20 protein-coding genes are annotated in these 17584 nt (G+C 67.8%); 10 read left to right on the top strand and 10 right to left on the bottom strand.

All coding sequences use genetic code 11. The features are described 5' to 3' along the window. Nucleotides 1–394: 394 nt before the first annotated feature. Genes DMH03_RS34055 through DMH03_RS34045 form a run of 3 tightly spaced genes read left to right on the top strand, consistent with a single transcriptional unit; the run spans nucleotide 395 to nucleotide 2929 of the window. Nucleotides 395–1450, top strand: a complete 1056-nt coding sequence (locus tag DMH03_RS34055) for an acyl-CoA desaturase (protein WP_125796120.1) — start codon at nucleotides 395–397, stop codon at nucleotides 1448–1450. Beyond that, complete coding sequence (locus DMH03_RS34050) at nucleotides 1447–2133, top strand: GAF domain-containing protein (RefSeq protein ID WP_125796119.1); 687 nt, start codon at nucleotides 1447–1449, stop codon at nucleotides 2131–2133. Before DMH03_RS34055 ends, DMH03_RS34050 begins: the two co-directional genes overlap by 4 nt. A gap of 4 nt (nucleotides 2134–2137) precedes the next feature. Continuing rightward, the gene (locus DMH03_RS34045) at nucleotides 2138–2929 is read left to right on the top strand and encodes a GAF and ANTAR domain-containing protein (protein ID WP_199749128.1); all 792 of its coding nucleotides are present in this window, start codon (nucleotides 2138–2140) and stop codon (nucleotides 2927–2929) included. On the opposite strand, the gene DMH03_RS34040 is transcribed toward DMH03_RS34045, so the two are convergent. Continuing rightward, a complete protein-coding gene (locus DMH03_RS34040; RefSeq protein WP_125796118.1) occupies nucleotides 2918–3301 on the bottom strand; it encodes an HPF/RaiA family ribosome-associated protein in 384 nt (127 codons plus the stop codon). The genes DMH03_RS34045 and DMH03_RS34040 overlap by 12 nt on opposite strands. 229 nt (nucleotides 3302–3530) lie before the next feature. Between DMH03_RS34040 and DMH03_RS34035 the strand changes: the two genes are divergently transcribed. Beyond that, nucleotides 3531–3746, top strand: coding sequence for a hypothetical protein (locus tag DMH03_RS34035; protein WP_125796117.1), 216 nt, complete (start codon nucleotides 3531–3533; stop codon nucleotides 3744–3746). Nucleotides 3747–3774: 28 nt separating this feature from the next. Here the strand turns inward: DMH03_RS34035 and DMH03_RS34030 are convergent, their stop codons facing one another. Together DMH03_RS34030 and DMH03_RS34025 are read right to left on the bottom strand one after the other, a co-directional pair. Next, nucleotides 3775–5049 carry a threonine/serine exporter family protein gene (locus DMH03_RS34030; RefSeq protein WP_125796116.1) on the bottom strand — a complete coding sequence of 425 codons (1275 nt, stop codon included), beginning with the start codon at nucleotides 5047–5049 and terminating at the stop codon, nucleotides 3775–3777. Between the two features lie 103 nt (nucleotides 5050–5152). Next, nucleotides 5153–5953 (bottom strand): SAM-dependent methyltransferase, encoded by an 801-nt coding sequence (locus tag DMH03_RS34025; RefSeq protein ID WP_125796115.1) that lies wholly within the window; start codon nucleotides 5951–5953, stop codon nucleotides 5153–5155. An 18-nt stretch (nucleotides 5954–5971) separates the two neighbouring features. On the opposite strand from DMH03_RS34025, the gene DMH03_RS34020 reads away from it, so the two are divergent. After that, nucleotides 5972–6490: a hypothetical protein gene (locus tag DMH03_RS34020; RefSeq protein ID WP_125796114.1), complete on the top strand. Its 519-nt coding sequence runs from the start codon at nucleotides 5972–5974 to the stop codon at nucleotides 6488–6490. Nucleotides 6491–6517: 27 nt separating this feature from the next. Beyond that, nucleotides 6518–6814, top strand: a complete 297-nt coding sequence (locus DMH03_RS34015; RefSeq protein ID WP_125796113.1) for a DUF1330 domain-containing protein — start codon at nucleotides 6518–6520, stop codon at nucleotides 6812–6814. Nucleotides 6815–7058: 244 nt separating this feature from the next. On the opposite strand, the gene DMH03_RS34010 is transcribed toward DMH03_RS34015, so the two are convergent. Then, on the bottom strand, nucleotides 7059–7628 hold the full coding sequence (locus DMH03_RS34010) for a TIGR03086 family metal-binding protein (protein ID WP_233611786.1): 570 nt from the start codon (nucleotides 7626–7628) through the stop codon (nucleotides 7059–7061). A 64-nt stretch (nucleotides 7629–7692) separates the two neighbouring features. Here DMH03_RS34010 and DMH03_RS34005 point away from each other — a divergent pair, with 64 nt between their 5' ends. The 3 genes from DMH03_RS34005 to DMH03_RS33995 all read left to right on the top strand — a co-directional run bounded on the left by DMH03_RS34005 (nucleotide 7693) and on the right by DMH03_RS33995 (nucleotide 10342). Continuing rightward, the gene (locus tag DMH03_RS34005; RefSeq protein WP_233611785.1) at nucleotides 7693–8436 is read left to right on the top strand and encodes a helix-turn-helix domain-containing protein; all 744 of its coding nucleotides are present in this window, start codon (nucleotides 7693–7695) and stop codon (nucleotides 8434–8436) included. Between the two features lie 118 nt (nucleotides 8437–8554). Next, entirely contained in the window at nucleotides 8555–9397 is an 843-nt protein-coding gene (locus DMH03_RS34000) for an alpha/beta fold hydrolase (RefSeq protein ID WP_125796112.1), read from the top strand. Between the two features lie 9 nt (nucleotides 9398–9406). After that, the gene (locus DMH03_RS33995; RefSeq protein ID WP_233611784.1) at nucleotides 9407–10342 is read left to right on the top strand and encodes an AraC family transcriptional regulator; all 936 of its coding nucleotides are present in this window, start codon (nucleotides 9407–9409) and stop codon (nucleotides 10340–10342) included. Here the strand turns inward: DMH03_RS33995 and DMH03_RS33990 are convergent. Further along, complete coding sequence (locus tag DMH03_RS33990; RefSeq protein ID WP_125796111.1) at nucleotides 10275–11726, bottom strand: alpha/beta hydrolase; 1452 nt, start codon at nucleotides 11724–11726, stop codon at nucleotides 10275–10277. The genes DMH03_RS33995 and DMH03_RS33990 overlap by 68 nt on opposite strands. A 147-nt stretch (nucleotides 11727–11873) precedes the next feature. Between DMH03_RS33990 and DMH03_RS33985 the strand changes: the two genes are divergently transcribed. Next, nucleotides 11874–12581 carry a MerR family transcriptional regulator gene (locus DMH03_RS33985; protein WP_125796110.1) on the top strand — a complete coding sequence of 236 codons (708 nt, stop codon included), beginning with the start codon at nucleotides 11874–11876 and terminating at the stop codon, nucleotides 12579–12581. Between the two features lie 121 nt (nucleotides 12582–12702). Here DMH03_RS33985 and DMH03_RS33980 read toward each other — a convergent pair whose 3' ends face one another. The 5 genes from DMH03_RS33980 to DMH03_RS33960 form a co-directional block, all read right to left on the bottom strand. Next, nucleotides 12703–13317: a hypothetical protein gene (locus DMH03_RS33980; protein ID WP_125796109.1), complete on the bottom strand. Its 615-nt coding sequence runs from the start codon at nucleotides 13315–13317 to the stop codon at nucleotides 12703–12705. Nucleotides 13318–13438: 121 nt separating this feature from the next. After that, entirely contained in the window at nucleotides 13439–14134 is a 696-nt protein-coding gene (locus DMH03_RS42460; protein ID WP_199749127.1) for a hypothetical protein, read from the bottom strand. A 162-nt stretch (nucleotides 14135–14296) separates the two neighbouring features. Then, entirely contained in the window at nucleotides 14297–15223 is a 927-nt protein-coding gene (locus DMH03_RS33970; protein WP_125796108.1) for an amidohydrolase family protein, read from the bottom strand. Then, a complete protein-coding gene (locus DMH03_RS33965) occupies nucleotides 15220–15852 on the bottom strand; it encodes a TetR/AcrR family transcriptional regulator (protein WP_125796107.1) in 633 nt (210 codons plus the stop codon). Before DMH03_RS33965 ends, DMH03_RS33970 begins: the two co-directional genes overlap by 4 nt. Then, nucleotides 15849–17363, bottom strand: coding sequence for an N-acyl homoserine lactonase family protein (locus tag DMH03_RS33960; protein WP_125796106.1), 1515 nt, complete (start codon nucleotides 17361–17363; stop codon nucleotides 15849–15851). The genes DMH03_RS33965 and DMH03_RS33960 overlap by 4 nt, the downstream gene beginning before the upstream one ends. Nucleotides 17364–17584 lie beyond the last annotated feature (221 nt).

Raw genomic sequence — 17584 nt, 5'->3', positions numbered from 1 at the left:
CTGAACGAACAGATGCGACCGGTTGACGGGTGATCGTCGTGAGGGCGGTGTCTGGGCACTCCGGCGCTGTCTTGGCAGCCTACCCCGTGGCGAGAGGTAAAGAGGCGTTTCCGGATCGGCTTCTCGGGCCGGAGGTATCGGTCTCGCCTCGGTGGGCGGGCACCGAGATCGAGGTCTACGCTGGCGGGTGTCACCCGATCGAGCGGCCGGAACCGGCGGAACGGATCGTGGTGCATCGGGTTTCGCCCCGGACCCTGGCGGCGCATGCTCTGCCCAGGAGTCGCCATGGGCGTTCTCACCTGGATCGTGCTCGGCATCGTCGCCGGCAGCGAAGGGTTTCGGTGTCCTGTCCCGGCCTCGACCGAAAACCCGAACTACGGCAAGGAGATGCTCCATGACCACGACCATCCGAAAACTCGACCAGGCCCAGGTGGAGCTCATCGGCAAGGAACTGGATGCGCTGCGGCAGCGTGTGGTGGCGGATCTCGGCGCGGACGACGCCGACTACATCCGCCGGGTCGTCGCGGTGCAACGGCTCAGTGAGCTGTCGGGCCGTCTGCTCCTGTTCGCGGGCTGGTTCCCGCCGGCGTGGATCGCCGGGGTCGGCGCGCTGTCGTTGTCGAAGATCTTGGACAACATGGAGATCGGGCACAACGTCCTGCACGGTCAGTACGACTGGATGAAGGACCCGACGCTGAATTCGCGGACCTTCGAATGGGACATGGTCTGCCCGAGTGACCAGTGGCGCCGCTCGCACAATTTCATGCACCACACCTATACCAACATCGTCGACAAGGATCGCGACGTCGGCTACGGCATCATCCGGATCACCGAAGATCAGAAATGGAATCCGTACTACCTCGGCAATCCGCTCTACGCGGCGGCGCAGGCGGTATTCTTCGAATACGGGATCATGCTGCACGACCTCGAAGCGGACCGGATCGTGCAAGGCCGCCGTTCGTGGGCGGACGTCCGCCCGTTGCTCGGCCCGATGCTGCGCAAGGTTGGCAGGCAAGCGGGCAAGGATTACCTGGTGTTCCCCGCGCTGACCGGCCCGCTGTTCCCGGTGACGCTGGCGGCGAACCTCAGCGCGAACCTGGTCCGCAACCTTTGGGCCTTCTCGATCATCTTCTGCGGCCACTTCCCCGACGGCGCCGAGGTGTTCACCGAAGAGGAGAGCGAGAACGAGAGCAAGGGGCAGTGGTACCTGCGCCAGATGCTCGGCTCCGCGAACATCACCGGAAGCCCGCTGTTCCACCTGCTGTCCGGGAATCTCAGCCACCAGATCGAACACCACCTGTTCCCGGACATCCCGTCCCGCCGTTATCCGCGGATCGCGGCCGAGGTGCGGGAGATCTGCGAGAAGCACGGCCTGCCCTACAACACCGGTTCCCTGTCGAAACAACTCGGCTCGGTAGTCCGCAAGATCTTCCGTCTCGCTCTGCCATGACCGAACGGCTTCTCACCCTTCTCGGTGATGCCGACGGTGACCTCGACGTGGTCCGGCGCATCTGCGAACTGTGCGTCACCGAACTGGCCGTCTCCGGCGCCGGGATGAGCGTGATGGCCGGCCCCTTGGCCGACGGCACCCAGATCCTGGCGCACTCGACCGGCGAGGCGGGGAAGCGACTGGAAGACCTTCAGCTGACGGTGGGTGAGGGACCGAGCGTGGACGCGTTCGTTTCGGGCGAGGCGGTACTGGTCCCGGATCTCGACGCCGAGCACGACCGATGGCCCGCCTACGCGCCCGGGGCGGTGGAGCTCGGTGTGGCGGCGGTGTTCTCGTTCCCGCTCCACGTCGGCGCCGCGCGCATGGGCGTGCTGGACCTTTACCGCACCACACCGGGCCCGCTCAGCGCGCCACATCTCTCCGGCGCCCTGGCCTTGGCAGAGGCGGGAACAGTGGCGCTGCTGAACGATGCCGAGACGGCGCAGGGCGCGATGCTGCTGGGACAAGGCGAATTGCACAGCGCGGTGCATCAGGCCACCGGCGTCGTGACCGTTCAACTCGACGTGAGTTTCCAAGAAGCGCTCATCAGGATCCGCGCCTACGCCTATGCCCATCATCTGTCGCTGAACGAGGTGGGCGGCCGGATCGTGCGGCGCGAACTGGTCCTCGAGACGGGAGAATGAAAACATGACAGGAGAACCGCAAGAACTCGCGTCCGGCGAAACCTCGGCGGCCATGCGACGGGAACGGCTGCTCGCGCGCGTTTTCGTCGAGCTCGCCGACACCCTCGTTGACGACTTCGACGTCGCGGACTTCCTGCGCACACTCGTCGAACAGTGTGTGCGGCTGATGGAGGTCTCCGCCGCCGGTGTCGTACTGGCCGATGTCCAAGGCAGGCTCCGGATGGCCGCGGCCTCCTCCGAACGGGCCGGGCTGCTGGAAACCTTGGCGGTACAGACCGGGGACGGGCCGTGTATCGACTGCGTCCGCGACGGCCACCCGATGCGCAGCACCGATCTCCGGGAGGACGCCGCGCGGTGGCCCGAGTTCGCGACCGCGGCGGCCGCGGCCGGATTCCGCGCCGCGGAAGCAGTCCCGATGCGGCTGCGCGGGATGGTCGTCGGCAGCCTCACGCTGCTCCACACCGAACCCGTGCGGGAAGACGCGGATCGCACCGCGCTCAGCCAGGCGCTCGCCGACGTCGCCACGATCGGACTACTGCAACAACGCGCCATCGTCCGTGGTGAGGTCCTCACCGAGCAACTCCAGTCCGCGCTGAACAGCCGGGTGATCATCGAACAGGCGAAGGGTGTCTTGTCCGCACGCAGCCATGATCCGGATATGGAACACGCTTTCACCGCCCTGCGCGGCTATGCCCGGGGCCACAACCTGCGCTTGGCGGACCTGTCCCGTGAGGTCGCCGACGGCGCTGCCGACATCGACGCGATCCTCGCCCACGCCTCGCGGTCACGCTCCTGACGTAGTGGTCGGAGCGTGTCGCAGCGCGCGGTTGTGGCGCGGTTCGGTGCGGGTCTTCGCGTGGTCCACCTGGCGGATCATGTCGCCGCGGACCTCGTTGAGCGCGGCCGGCAGATCCGGTGCCGAAGAACCGGCCACCAGATGCAGGCCGGGAAAGCGATGGAGCCGGCATTCGAGAGTGAGCTGCTGCCCCGCGCCGTTCCGGTCCTTGACACTGATTTCGAGATCGACCTGGCCTTCGTGGAAGGAACGCAGCCTGGAACCGAGCGCGGCCAGTCGTTCGGCGACCCAATCGAGTTCGGAGGCCGAGAAACCGACGCCGAGACGGAGTCGTTCGGCGATCAGGCTGAGGTCTTTCCGATCGGCGGTCATGGCGCCTTCTTCCCGTTGGCCCCAGATCGACTGTCCGGAATGGACGATGTCTCGTTCATTGTCGTGCAGGCGGTGGGGACAGGGCCCACTGTACGCCGTCGGGCTGGGAGGTCACGGTCCGTGAGCTGATCTGGCAGGGCCTCCCGACGTCCAGGGTATGTCGCGAGCGTGTGGCCTGGGCGTCGCAGTAGTCTGGAGGCGAATGGGGGGAGGAGGGTTCCATGGGTCTATGACGATCGACAGCAGCAGAAACCTTTGTCGCCGCCGGAACTGCGACGATGTCGAGTTCTGGCTGGGTTTGTGTGTCCAGGACTGGGTGCGGTGGCAGGACGGCTTGGCCGCCCTCGACCTGCCCGACGACGAGAGACCGGCGCCGCCTCGCAGCGTGTTCGTCGCCCCGGTGCACGCGGACAGCGTGTCGCAGCGGGTGATGGCGACGGGTTGACGCTGTCTGGCCGCGTGAGGCCATTCGTTCAGTTCAGCTCGGGAGTACGGCTCGCGGCGCGGTGTAGCGCGGCGAGTTGGAGGCCGAGTACGACGCCGACGCCGATGGCCGCGGTGGAGACGATCGCTTCGGCCACGGCGGTCCAGGAGCCAGGGACCTGGGCGAATACCTGTGACAGGCTCAGGTACATCGCGGGTCCCGGCAGTACGGCGCCGGTCAGCCCGGGGATGGTGACGACGGCGGTCGGCACTTTCACCGTCCGCGCGGCCGCGCCTGCCAGGACGCCGAGCACCGTCGTCGCGAGAAAGATCGCCAGCGGAGCGGCCAGGCCGAGTATCGAGTGGCCTGCCCAGTTCACCAGGGACGTGACGACTCCGGCGCCGCAGGCGAGCGGCCACCACCGGACGGGCGTCCCCATCAGGATCGCGTTGCCCAGCGAACCGACCAGCGCCGTCAACGGCACCAAGGCGAGAGGTAACGCCGCGAGCTGGACCCGGCCCGCCTCCCCGAGGATGTCGAGGTCGTTGGCCACCGACACCACGACCATGACCCCGGTGACGATCGCGCCGGTGAGCAGCAGGACCGTGACCATACGCGCGGCGGCCATCAGGTGGTAGTCGCCGACGGCGTCTTCCACCAGGGACACCAGCGACAGGATCGGCAGCAACAGCACGAGGTTGGCCGCCGAGAGGCTCGCGGCCTCGTGCCCGTCGAGCAGGCCGAGCGACAACAGCGAGATCGCGATGACGAGGACGGTGCTCGCCTTGGCCGCGACCTGGAAGAACTCGGCGATGCCGATCGTGCCGAGCGCCCAGCCGACGCGGTTGGCGAGAACGAACAACGCGGCCGCGACCACCGCGGCGAGGACGGTGCCGTTCGCCTGCAGGCAGATCATCGCCGCGAGGAGGCAGCCGCCGAGCAAGCTGATGTACCACGGCCAGGTCGGGCCCGCCGTGGCGAGCTTGCCGACCGCACGCTCGGCCTCGTCAGGGGAGATCGCGCCGATCCCGGCACGGACCGCGAGCGCTTCCAGGTCTCCCATCCGGCCGATGTCGCGGGTGTCGTTCGCCTCGATGCTGCCCAGCAGCACCACCGGCTCGCCGCCGCCGCTCGGGCAATACTGCAGATGCACCGCCCGTACCCCGACCGAGATCCGCAGTTCCTCGATGCCGCCCGCGTTCGCCAGCCGTCGAACCGTGCGGACGACGACCGCGGTCTCGATGCCCTGACGGAACATCTGCATCGCCACGTCGAGAGCGAAGGCCAGCACACGCCGGGCCCGCGCCCGCTCGTCCTCCGACATGGCCGGAACTGTAAGGGCGCCGACCGGTCTGGAACGCGATCGCGAGCGGCACCGTCGCGCGGCTTGACCCGATCGGGTTCCTTTCCGGCATGAAGCCTTGAAGTCAGATTTTGCGTCCGACGCCGGCGTAGACGTCGTCCGGTTCGATGTCGCGGAGGCCTGGTTCCGGTCGCCACAGTGGCGCGCTCACCACACCGGGATCGATCAGCTCCAGTCCGTCGAAGAGGGCGACGACCTCGTCGTAGGGGCGGAAGTACATGGGGTCCCGGCTGTTCTTCATCGCGTCGGTGACCGCTGCCATTTCACGGGGCGCGTGGTCGGCGGTCAGATGCGACAGCGCGACCAGGCTGCCGGCAGGCAGGGCGTCGCGGTAGCGGGTGACGATCTCGGCGGGATGCAGGCTGTCCGGGATGAAGTGGAACACGGCCACCATGAGCAGCCCGATCGGCCGGTCGAAGTCCAGCGAAGCCCGCACCGACGCGGAGTTCAGGACCGTCTCGGGGCGGCACAGGTCTGCGTCGACGACAGTGGCGTTCGGGTTGCCGTCGAGGATGAGGCGGCTGTGCGCGACGGCGACCTTGTCGTAGTCGACGTAGACCACCCGGCAGCCGGGGTTCACGTCTTGCGCGATTTCGTGCACGTTGCCGACGGTCGGTATTCCGGAGCCCAGATCGAGGAACTGGGTGATGCCCTGTTCGACCATGTACCGCACGGCGCGGCGAAGGAACGCCCGGTTGGACGCGGCGACCTGACGGCCGGAGGGGAGGACCGCCATGACCTTTTCCCCGACGGCGCGGTCGGCGTCGAAGTTGTGGTTGCCGCCGAGCAGCCAGTCGTAGACCCGTGCCGCACTGGGCACCCGGACGTCGACACCCTCTGGAACCCGTTCGTCCGACACGGACATCCCGCACCTCGCAACACCATGATCGTGGTCCACCGTTGTCACCGGTACGGTACCGACTTCGATGACGGCTCGGTGATCAGTTCGAGTTCGGCGAAAGTCCGTGTACACCAGGAGGGCACGACGACGGTGGCGATCGGCGGCGAGCTCGCCACCCGTATACCGACAGGAGGGTGTATGCACCAAGATGGGCCGATGAGTGCGTACACCGTTGCGGCCATCGGTGCGCTCATCGACACCCACCGCCGATTGGCCCCTGTCCTCGAGGAACATCTCATCGACAATGAAGGCGAAGTTCTGCCGCATCTCGTGATGGCCGACGTCGTCCGATGGTTGGTCGAGCATCGCACCTCTGACCCCGAAGTCTGCCGATCGGTGATCGGTTGGCTCGAAGAGGAATTCGGGCGGGGGCCAGCCGAGGTCCGCGGGCTGATCACCGCGAGCGGTGTCGAGATGATCCCGGATCCCGGTCACCCCGGTGCTGAGCTTCGAGACCTGTTGGGGCCTGTTCTTCGTGAGGTGGACCCGTGGTCCACCTGATGCACGCATTCCAACACTGGAGGTTCCATGCCCAAGGGCTACTGGGTCAGCGTCTATCCCACCATCACAGACCCTGAGACGCTTGATGCCTACAACGGACTGGCCGGTCTGGCCGTCAAGGCCGCGGGCGGGCGGGTGGTCGCCGGCATCGGCGGCCGGGTCGTCGCACACGAAGCCGGAATCGCCGAGCGCGTCGTCCTGATCGAGTTCGACAGCTTCGAACAGGCGGTCGCCGCATACGAGAGCGCGGCCTACCGGAAGGCGCTGGCCGCACTCCCCGACGGCTTCGAGCGCGACTTCCGCATCATCGAAGGCCTCGGCTGACGGTCGAGTCTCCTCGGCTGAGCCGAGGGAAGGAGGCCTTCACGGACCCGGCTGGGGATCAACCGCAGCCGGAACCCACGTAGATACCTAAGACACCCTTGCCTCTAACCCGAATCGCCACTCACGACCACCTCGCACCTGACCAGGGCTGAAGGCTCCTTTCGCTGCGTCAGACGCGGCGAAGGGAGCCTTCGGCTCACCCGCCGGCCCTGCCCACGAACACGACACGTTTGCCTTACCCTCACTATGTCCAAGCGGGATCGCGGCCGGTCAGGCCGAGGATGCGGTCCAAGGTGGGTGCATCGGCGGGCACCGCGACTTCCGGTCCGTACATGCCCATCTCCCGCCCCTGTTCCACGCCGGCGAGCACCGTGTCGTGCAGATGCGCCAGCAGGCCGGGGGGAAGTTCCAGCCGCTGCCCGGTGGCGACCGCCAGGTCCCAGCCGTGCACGGCCAGTTCGCCGACGACCATGTCACCCATGACGGGCGCGGGCAGCGTGTGCGGTGTGCCCATGGTCGTCTCGCCTTCCCAGGCGCTCGGTGGCGCCCACGACGAGGTGATGTCGTCCAGAAGGGCGAGCAGGCGGCCGCGCCAGTCGCCTGCCGCCAGGTCCACATCGGACTCGGCGGCCGCCGGCTGCGGAACGGACTCCTTGCGGCCGGCGCCGGCGAGCGACGGGCCCCAGAACAGGAGGTGGTTGAGCAGCGCTCGCACGTCGTACTCCCTGCACGGAGTCTTGTCGGCGAGCTGGTCGTCGGTGATGGCACGGGCGACCGCGGCCATGGCCTCGGCCGTGTCGGATATGGGTGACATGGCGGCGACGCTAGGCGGCGCGAGCCGGAGGGGTAGTGAACAAAAGCGACATACACTCTGCTGTGTGGGGCGGGACATTCGTGAGCTGCGGAGTGCGTGGACCAGCCATCAGCGCCACGCGTTCCACGAGCCGTCGCCGGCGCTCGCGCCATGGGTGGAGCGGTATTGGGAGGCTCGCTGGGACTACGCCGAGCCCTACCGGCAGAAGATCGTGCCGTACCCGAACGTGCACCTGTCGTTCAGCGGTGGCCGCGCGGACGTCAACGGCGTGTGCAGTGGCTACCAGATCAAAGTCCTCGAGGGCCGCGACCACGTCTTCGGCGTCGCGTTCCGGCCGGGCTGCTTCCGCCCGTTCCTCGGTGCCTCCGTCTCGACGATCACCGACCGCGTCGTTCCGGCGACCGAGGTGTTCGGCCCGGACCTGCCCACGACGCTAGACGTGCCGACCGTGGAAGCGTTCCTGCTGAAACACCTGCCGGACGACGACCGCCGGGTGCGCCAGGCGGTGGCCGCGGTCGAGCTGATCGCCAAGGACAAAGCCGTGACCAGGGTCGAACGGCTGGCCGACGAGCTGGGACTGAGCATGCGGGGGCTGCAACGGCTGTTCGCGGAGTACGTCGGCATCGGGCCCAAGTGGGTGATCCGCCGCTACCGCCTGCACGAGGTGACCGCACGCATGGCCGACGGCGGGGTGATCGACTGGGCCGCGCTGGCGGCGGACCTCGGCTACGCAGACCAGGGCCACTTCATCCGCGACTTCAAGAGCATGTTCGGCGAGCCACCGACCTGGTACGCGCAGCGGTATTAGCCCGCCTCGCCGGAACACACGAGTAGCGCGATGCCGGCGGAGACCGGCCGGAGCCCCGTTGCCCACGACGCGACATTTGTCCAAGACCGGTGGCCGGCGACCGTGCACCATCGCTCGCATGAGCGAGAACGGTGTTGAGCGTTCGCAGGGGATACACGTGATGCATGACGGTCCGCGGCAGGCGCCGCCGCTGGTGCTCGTCCACGGATCGGGGGCTTCGGGTGCCTCGTGGAGCCCGGTGGTCCCGGCCCTTGCCTCCCACCACCACGTCATCCGGGTCGACCTTCCGGGCTGTGGTCAGTCCCCACCGTCACGGTCGTACGACGTGCCCGCGCAGGCGAGCGCGGTAGCGGCGGTGCTCGACGACCTCGGCCGCGGTCCGGTCACCGTTGTCGGGCACTCCAGTGGCGGCTACGTCGCCACCGCCCTCGCCGAACAGCGCCCCGACCTGGTGCGCTCGGTCGCGCTGATCAGCTGCGGCCCGCATCCCGGCGCGCTGCTTTCCCAGCCGTTGATCCTCCGGATCCTGCTGGGCCCGCCGTTCGGCCCGCTGATCTGGCCGAGGCGTTCGGACGCGGTGATTCGCAAGGGAATCGGGGCAACGGCCGCTCGCCCGGTGGACGTACCCGACGAGGCGGTCGCCGATCTCAAGCAGATCTCGTACCGCACCTTCAGGACGATCTTGCGCCGCAACACCGAGTACATCGCCGAGCGCGGCGTGCCCGATCGTCTCGCCGCCCTCACCGTTCCGGTGCTGGCGGCCTTCGGTACCGCCGACCCTCGCTGGGACCCGGCGTCGGTGCGCCAGTACGAGGTGGTGGCCAACGCCCGGATCGAACTGCTGCCCGGCGTCGGACACCTCCCCATGTTCGAGGCACCCGAGGCGATCAGCGAACTACTGCTGAGCTGGACCTCGCGGGACCGGACCGTTGACAGCCCGCCCATGGTCCCCGATCCCTAGACTGGTCGTGTGCTGTCGACTGGAAGACCGCCGGGCTGGGAAACGGTGGACATCGCGGTTCCGCGCCGGTCGGATCGGCTGCCGGGGATCAGCATGGCCGGGTTCCGCCAGCGTCTCCCCGCTCCCGTGGACATCGCCATGGTCGCGCACCCCTCCGTCACCCTTCTCATCGACCTGAGCGAGGGAGACGGCATGGTCTGCGACAGCCGCGGCCGGCGCGAGCGCGGCAGTGTCGTCATCGGGCTCATGCCCGGCGATCTGCGGGCAGGTGGCCGCGTGGGCGAATGTCTCCAGATCCGGCTCGAGCCGGACGTGGCGGCCGCGGTGCTCGACGCAGCACCCGATCTCAGCGGGACGATGGCCCCTCTCGCGGACGTCTGGGGTCGCGACGCCGAGCGGATCGAAGACCGGTTGCGTGCCGCCGCGTCCTGGGATGAACGGTTCAGGATCGCGGCCGAGGTCGTGGGCCGACGGATGCGCGCCCGCACGCCGGTCGACCCGGGAGTCGCCCACATTTGGCGGCGGACGCTCACGAGCCGAGGGCGGATACAGGTCGACAGCCTGGCAGGCGAGGTCGGCTGGGACCGCAAGCGTCTGTGGTCACGCTTCCGGTCCCAGCTCGGAATCAGCCCCAAACGCGCCATCCGGCTGGTGCGGTTCGACCACGCCGCCCACCTCCTCGCGACCGGTCACACCGCCGCCGGCGTCGCCGCCGAGTGCGGCTACGCCGACCAATCCCACCTCCACCGCGAGGTCAAGGCGTTCACGGGGCTCACCCCCTCGGTCGTGGCCGTCGCGCCGTGGCTCGCCATCGACGACGTCGCGTGGCCCACCTCATCACCGGTCCTGGCGCCGACCGGCCCGGCACCGGCGGAGGTCAGGCCGGTTCCGCCACGCAGGTTCGATCGTCCCTCGGCCGTTCGCCCGTGGTCAGGAACGCGGTGACCGTGTCGTTCGCGCATTTGTTCGCGCCGATCAGGTAAGCGCCGTGGCCGCCCTGGTCCGCGGTGACCATCCGGGCCCGGTCACCGAAGGCGCGCCGCATGTGCCCGGCGCCGGCCAGTGGCGTCGCCGGGTCGCGGGTGTTCTGCGCGAGCAGCACGTTCGACGGGCCCCGGTCGCCGACCCGCACGGGCGGCTCGGCGGGCTCGGACCGCCAGAAGGCGCACGGGCGGATGTTGGCCCCGGCCGCGCCGAACATCGGGTAGCGCTTCCGGTCCACGGAGACGTCGTGGAGATAGCTGCCCACCGACCTCGGCCAGCGGGAGTCGTTGCAGAGCACGTAAAGGTGGCTGGCCACCGCGTTCTCCAGATTCTGCGGAGCCTTCGCCTCGGCCGACGGTGGTGGCGGCTGATTCGTGTCGAGCGCGTGCCAGATCGCGGCCAGTTCGGGCATCCGGCTGTCCCGGTACAGGGACGCGAAGGTCGCCAGCCGGAACAGGGTGCCGTCGAAACCTTGCACCGGTGCCTTGTCCAGGCGGGCGGCGAGGTCGAAGTACTTCGCGGTGACCTCTTCCGGAGTGGTGCCTAGGTCGTATTCAGGTCGCGCGGCGGCGAACTTGGCGAAGTCCGGGAACCGCTTCTCCGTTCCGAGGCCGAACAACCGGCTGGCCACCCGGTCCAGGCCGCTCGGGACGAGGTTGCTGTCGAGCACGATCCGGTCGCTCCGGTCGGGGAACAGCGTGGTGTAGACCGCCCCGAGATGGGTGCCGTAGGAATAGCCGAGGAAGGAGAGCTTGTCCTCGTGCAGTGCCTCGCGGATCCGGTCCATGTCGCGCGCGGTGGCCGCGGTCGACAGGTAGGGGAGCAGATTCGCCGTCTTGGACTCGGCGCACTGCTCGGCGACGGCCTTCGCGTTCTGAGCCTGTGTCAGCACATCGGCGGCGTCCCGTGCGTAGGGCGGGATGTTGCCCCTGTTCTGCTGTTCCGGCGTCAGGTCGCAGGTGACCGGGGTGCTCCGGCCCACGCCACGCGGGTCGAAGCCGATGATGTCGTAGCTGTCCAGGACGCTTTGCGGCAGCCCGAGATCGACCAGCCCGCCCGGGAAGCCGAGTCCGCTGCCGCCCGGTCCGCCGGGGTTGGTCAGCAGCACACCCCGGCGCTTCTCGGGATTCTTGCTCGCCAGCCGGGAGACCGTGATTTGGATCTGCTGTCCGTCCTGGCGCCGGTGGTCCAGGGCGACGTCGATGGTGGTGCACTGAAGGCCGGGTTTGGCGACGTCGGCCGGGCACTCGCCCCACTGCAACGCCTGGGCGGGCTCACCCGCCTGAGCGAGTCCTGGTGGTGCCAGCAAGGCCGCCGCGATGACGATGGTCAAGGCTCTCCGCATGGTTTCCCCTCGGGTGGTCGGTCGTGCGCCGTCCGGTTCGAGTAGAGACCGTGTCCTCGGGGCATGGTCAACGAAGACGTCCGCCGCCGGCGCCTTCCGGTGACCTTCCTTGACTGTGCCCCAGGGGCATGGTGTGCACTGCGGGGGATGGCCTGGAGTACACGTGAGCTGGCGGAGCTGGCAGGCACGACCCTGAAGACCGTCCGCTACTACCACCGGATCGGTCTGCTCGACGAGCCGGAACGAGGAGCGAACGGGTACAAGCGGTACCGCATCACGCATTTGATCCGGCTGCTGCGGATCCGGCGGCTCGTCGATCTGGGGGTGCCGCTGGCCGACATCGAGGCGATGGAGGAGTCGGACGGGAACGCGGAGCGGACGTTGCGCGCGCTGGACGCCGAGCTGAAGGCGAGCATCGAACGGCAGGAGCGGATGCGGAAGGAGCTGGCGTTGATCCTGGACCGCCGCAGCCTTGTCGACCTGCCGCCGGGTTTCGACGGGAACGTCGCCGACCTGTCCGAAGTGGAACGTTCGATACTGATGGTCTTCTCGCGGGTGCTGGATGCGAAGGCGATGGACGCGGTGCGGGAGTTGCACTCGGCACCTCGTCCTCTCGCGCAAGCGGAGTTCGAGGCGCTCGACGCCGACGCCGACGAGGCCACGAGACAGCGACTGGCCGAGGCTCTCGCGCCGGTCGCGCGCCATCAGCTCGAAACTCAGCCGGCCTTGACGGAAGCGACGGCACGGGTGGCTCTTTCCGAACCGATGGTCCTGCGTGGCTTGGTGGAGCTCTACAACCCGGCCCAGCTGGACGTCTTGCGGCGGCTGAGCGCCCTCCTCGATCTCGCGCCCTAGGCCTGAAAGATGGGTCGAAGGCGTCCTTCATGGCATCAGACGCGGCGAAGGGAGCCTTCACCCCACCTCCGAGCGAGATCGACCGCGCTCACTCCTCGAATCGGGAGCACGACCCCGACGGTCAGGCCAGTACCTTGCGGTCGGCCCGTGGCCTGTCAGCACCTGTTCCGGATGCTGTCTTGCTTCGCGTGCCTCGCGCCAGCCAGGCTGTGCTGTAGGGCACGAGAAGGGTCGACTCCGCAGAACTCGCCACTGGAGCGGAGAACTCGAGTACCGTGCCCCAGTCGCGTCGCACGGGCACGAATCGCGAGCTGAGGTTTACGACGCACACGCCGCTTCCCCGTTGCCAGGCGACGACACGAGGGTCTCCGGCGAAAGGCAAGAGGCGCGCCGGGTCGCGCTGATCGAACACCGACTCGACAACGGCTTGACGGCGTCGGCTGGGTGGCGCTTTCGAATCGTCACCGGTGCGGATGGCGTGGGAATCGGCAACGGCGAGGATGGCCAACTGTACGGCGGAGTGAAGCCGGCAGGACATCGATGCCAATTCAGAAGATTCAGCAAATTCACTGATCGCTCTGGTGGGCGTTTCGCTCGGTATTTCGTAGGGCTCGTCGTATGGGCAAGGCGCGATCAGCGTGCGAAGTCGATCTGCCAGCTCCGCGGTGATCGCGGTGATCGTCGAGGGTTCGACGACCAGGGTAAAGGTGGGATCAAAGGGCGCTGGGATCATCACGTCCTGTCGCCCCGCAGGGTGGTTCTCGGTGTCAGTCCACTTGAGCGAGGGGACGGGAAGATGAACTGTCGACCATCCTGATATATGTGAGATGAGTATTCATTCGCTCCGTTCATTGGCCTCATTTTCGACTATGAGGAGTGTGCAGGCCATAGGGCAAAAGGGTCGTCGGTGGTGAGGTTTTTTCCGACGACACAGAACTCCCGCGATCGGTTTCGGCCGTCTGAGTGATCGCCTCGGCGGCAGGAGCGGGACTCCAAGCGCGCCGGTGTCCCGTCCAGCGCGAGCCTGTTGTCGACAGCTTGGTGTGGCGCTGGTTTTGGAGAGGGCCTGCCACGAGGTCGATATGAGGTTCAACGGCCAGATTCCGACCAGTGCGAGAGCGGGGTGACCAGCAGCGGAGCTTCTCGGGGTTGCGTACCACCCAGATGCGCTTGGTCCGGTCACTCACGACCTCGAACGCGAACACCGTCACGATGACGCCGTCCTGCTGGGCGACCAGGCCGGGCCGGCCATTGACCATACGTTCCAGGAACATCATGGTGCCAGGCCTGCGACGGGCGATCTCGACCCACGCGTGCGCGATCTGCTCGCCGCCACCAGCCCTGGTATGGAGCACCTCAAGGACCTTGCCGCCGGTCACCACACCGAAGCCCTGACAGCGGCCCGCGACGCCGGCCGCGAAACCGCGGTCCTTTGACCCATCCTCCAAAGGCCAGCCACGAACTCCGTCGAACCTCACCGATCGCCGTTCCCTTGGGATATTGAGAAGAAGCTCAAACGTGTCGTGTTCGAAGGGAGCCTTCACCCCCGGCACCGACCACGCCACCTTTGCCTTACCCCTCGATAACCCGTGAGCCGCCGGGCACAACCGCAACGAGGCGACTGGAAGGATGCCGGCTCAAAGGAACAGGCCGTACCCGGAAACGTCAACGGGATCAGGACTGCGAAAGGCCCGATTCCCCATGTGGACCTGACTTCATAGTGGTCGGCTTGATCGGGTGAGGCGTGGGAACAGCGTCCGGGCGTTGTGGTGCCCGATGTCCTCGGAGTCCTGGATCGGTGCGGTGAAGTAGGCGACGGCGGGTTCTGGGGCGAAGGGCCAGTCGCTGCCGTAGAGCACGTGTCCGGGTTTGGCGAAGGCGAGCAGTGAGGGCAGGGCGGCTGGGCTGGCGGACATGGCGGTGTCGAAGAAGAAACCGGCCAGATCGTCAAGCACTTCGTCAAGATCGCGGCCGGTCTGGGCGAAGACGCTCAAGGCGAGGCGATGCGCCGCGTAGGGGACGAAGCCACCGGCGTGGCCGAGGATGAACCTGATACCCGGGAACCGTCGTGGCACGTTGTGGCGCACCAGGTTGAACGCTGCCCGGGTGGTGTCGAGCAGGAAGTCGGCGGCGAACGGCGGGATCCCGGGCACGGCCGGACCGGGCAGATCGGCAGGGTGGACGAGGACGACGGCGGAGCGTTCGTCCAGGACCGTCATGAGCGGGTCCAGACTCGGCTCGCCCAGGTAGAGGCCGCGACTGTTGGCCAGCAGGATCACACCGTCGGCAGACAGTTCGTCCAGCGCGTACACCGCTTCGGCGAGGGCTGTGTCCACATCGGGCAGGGTGAGCGTGGCGAACAGCCCGAACCTGCCCGGATGGTCCTTGACCAGTTCGGCTCCGAACTCGTTCATGCCGCGCGCCAATGCCGGTGCGTCGGCACCGTCGTCCAGGTGCACGCCCGGAGTGCTGAGGGAGAGGATCGCGGTGGCGATGCCGTGGCGACCCATCAGCTCCAGCGCCAGGTCCGGGCTCCACTCGGGCAGCTCGCGGCCACCGGGCGCGTGCACACCATGGTCGCGCAACCATTGGGCGTAGCCGGTGGGGATCATGTGCGTGTGGACGTCGATGTGTCCGGTCATGTCTGTTCCTCGCGGTGCGGCTGGAGCAGCCGGTTGGCTTGGCGGACGATGTCGTCCAGGTAGCGGCGTGTGGTGGCGGGGTCGTCTGCCGTGGCGGGGTCGATGAGCATGCGGTACATGGCCGCGCCCACGACCATGTCGATCACTGAGTCGATGTCGGCTTCCTCGGCCAGCTGTCCGTCCTTTTTGGATTGTTCGAGTGCGGCGAGGATGACCTGGCGCCGGGGCTCGATGTACTGCTCCCGGTAGGTGGCCAGCAAAGCGGGGTGGCTGACGCTGGAGCCGATGAGCTGGGCGAGCACGGCCCGGAACCGCGTGTCGCCGAAGGTGCCTGTCCAGGACTCCATCAGCCGTTCGTCAGGCTGCCTCGCCGACGGGTCCGCCGCCGCCCAGATCTCCGCCTCGGGCACGAGGGTGCGGGCTTGCTCGATGGCTTGGGTCAGCAGTTCCTCCTTCGATGACCAGCGCCGGTAGATGGTCACCTTGGCCACGCCGGCGCGTTTGGCGATCTGTTCGAAGTTCGCGCCTTCCACGCCGCGTTCCGCGAACAGCTCCAGTGCGGTCTTCATGATCAGCTCGTCGGCGTGGGGGTCGCGGGGCCTGCCTCGGGAGCGGCGAGCCGAGGTCATCGGAACTCCACCCGCGCCTGCTCCGGGACGAATTGGGGCCTGTGTCCCGGGCGTAGCCGCCAGTCGGGGGTGAGGACGGTACTCATGTGCCGTCGAAGCCTCCTGATTCCTGCTGTTCCGGGGATCCCTTGTGAGAGAACGGATTCGACTGCGTCGAGCTGATAGGGCGTGTTGTCGTGGGCGAACAGCGGCACGGTGGTCGGTGCCGAGGTGAGCAGGTCCTGGATGCGCCGTGCCGCGTCGAGTTGGTGCACGGTGTCCGTGCCGCCGATCGTCATCTGGCGGACCTGGTCGACGGCGAGATGCGGGAGTGTGTAGAGGGTGTCGCCGGTGAACAGCGCGTTGCCGTCGTCCATGCGCAGCAGTACGCACATATGCCCGGGTGAGTGTCCGGGTGTCGGCAGCAGGATCACGCTGCCGTCTCCGAAGTGGTCCTGGCTCTCGGGGAAGGCGTGGAACGCGCCCGAGTCGAAGCGCGGGAAGGTGAGCTTGTCCTTGACCAGGTCGAAGGAGTACGGGTACAGCACGCCGTGGTCCCAGTCGCGCCGATCCAGTGTCACCGTGGCCTGCGGGAGGTGGCGGAGGCCGCCGGCGTGGTCGTCGTGGACGTGGGTGAGGAACACGGTCGTGACGTCCTTGACGTCGTACCCGAGGCGGGCCAAGCGGACTCGCAGGTCCTGCTCGGTGGTCATCGTGTATTCGTCGCGGTCGCTCAGCAGGCGCGACACCATGGCGTTGTGGTTGTAGTACCCGTCGTGGTCGTGTGCCTGTTCCCAGTGGATCCCGGCGTCGATCATCATCACGCCGTGCCGGGGGTGATCGACGAGGTAGGCATAGACCGGCACGGTGATCGTCGCCTTGTCGAGCAAGGTGCGCAGATAGCCGTTCGGCCCTTCCCAGCCGTCGAGGCCGCCGTAGAACTGGCCGAAGGTGACCACGGTGTCGCCGGTATGCGGCGGGAACACCCGCACCGCGCCGTCGGTCATCCGCTGCCGCCCGCCGGGGGCGCGGATCGCCTCTTCCCGCTCCTTCCCGGCCCGCGCCGGCTGGTTCTGGCGATGCCGTTCGACCCAGCCGGCCGACAGCCCGCTCAAGGCGCCCAGCGCGACACCGACGCCGCCCAGCACGAACACTCGCCTGCTGCGACTGGCGGCCGGTTTCGCCACATCGCGGCGTCCGCGTGAGCCGGCGACCATCGCTCCGGCCAGCGAGGCCGCGGCGGCCAGGCCGAGGAGCACGGGGATGTCCGCGATGTAGAAGACGACCGCGAAGTACAGCCCGAGTGTGCCCAGCCCCGCCGGCACGCCGAGGAACCACCCGACGCGGGCACGCGCGAGGCGCCGTCCGTATACGCCGGGCCACAGCAACCCGATCACCAGGCCGAGCAGCAGCAGGCCGTAAACCACGAGCACGGGCGCCGCCACGTCCTTCAGCCTGAGGACGACCAGCCAGGCCGCCATCACCGCAAGGGCCAGGGCGAGCAACAGGATCTTGCCCAGGGTCTTCATCATCCGGCCCACCACCTTTCGAATACGCAACCGGATGCGTTTGCATATTAGACCATGGTGCCAGAGAAACGGTCACGGTCATCGACATGAGGAAGTCGGCTGGATGATCAGGTCACGCCGGGAACGCAGTCGTTGGCCGGCGTAGGGGGTGAGGGCGACGTTGCGGCAGGCCGGCGGTCGACGGTCTCCGAGGTTTGAGAGTGGTGCCGTTCCCGTTGTGACAC

Origin of the sequence: Amycolatopsis sp. WAC 01376 (genome assembly GCF_003947415.1) — a bacterium.
Taxonomy (GTDB): Bacteria; Actinomycetota; Actinomycetes; order Mycobacteriales; family Pseudonocardiaceae; genus Amycolatopsis.
The sequence above is the reverse complement of the archived record's forward strand: the minus strand, read 5'-3'. Positions and strand labels throughout refer to the sequence as shown.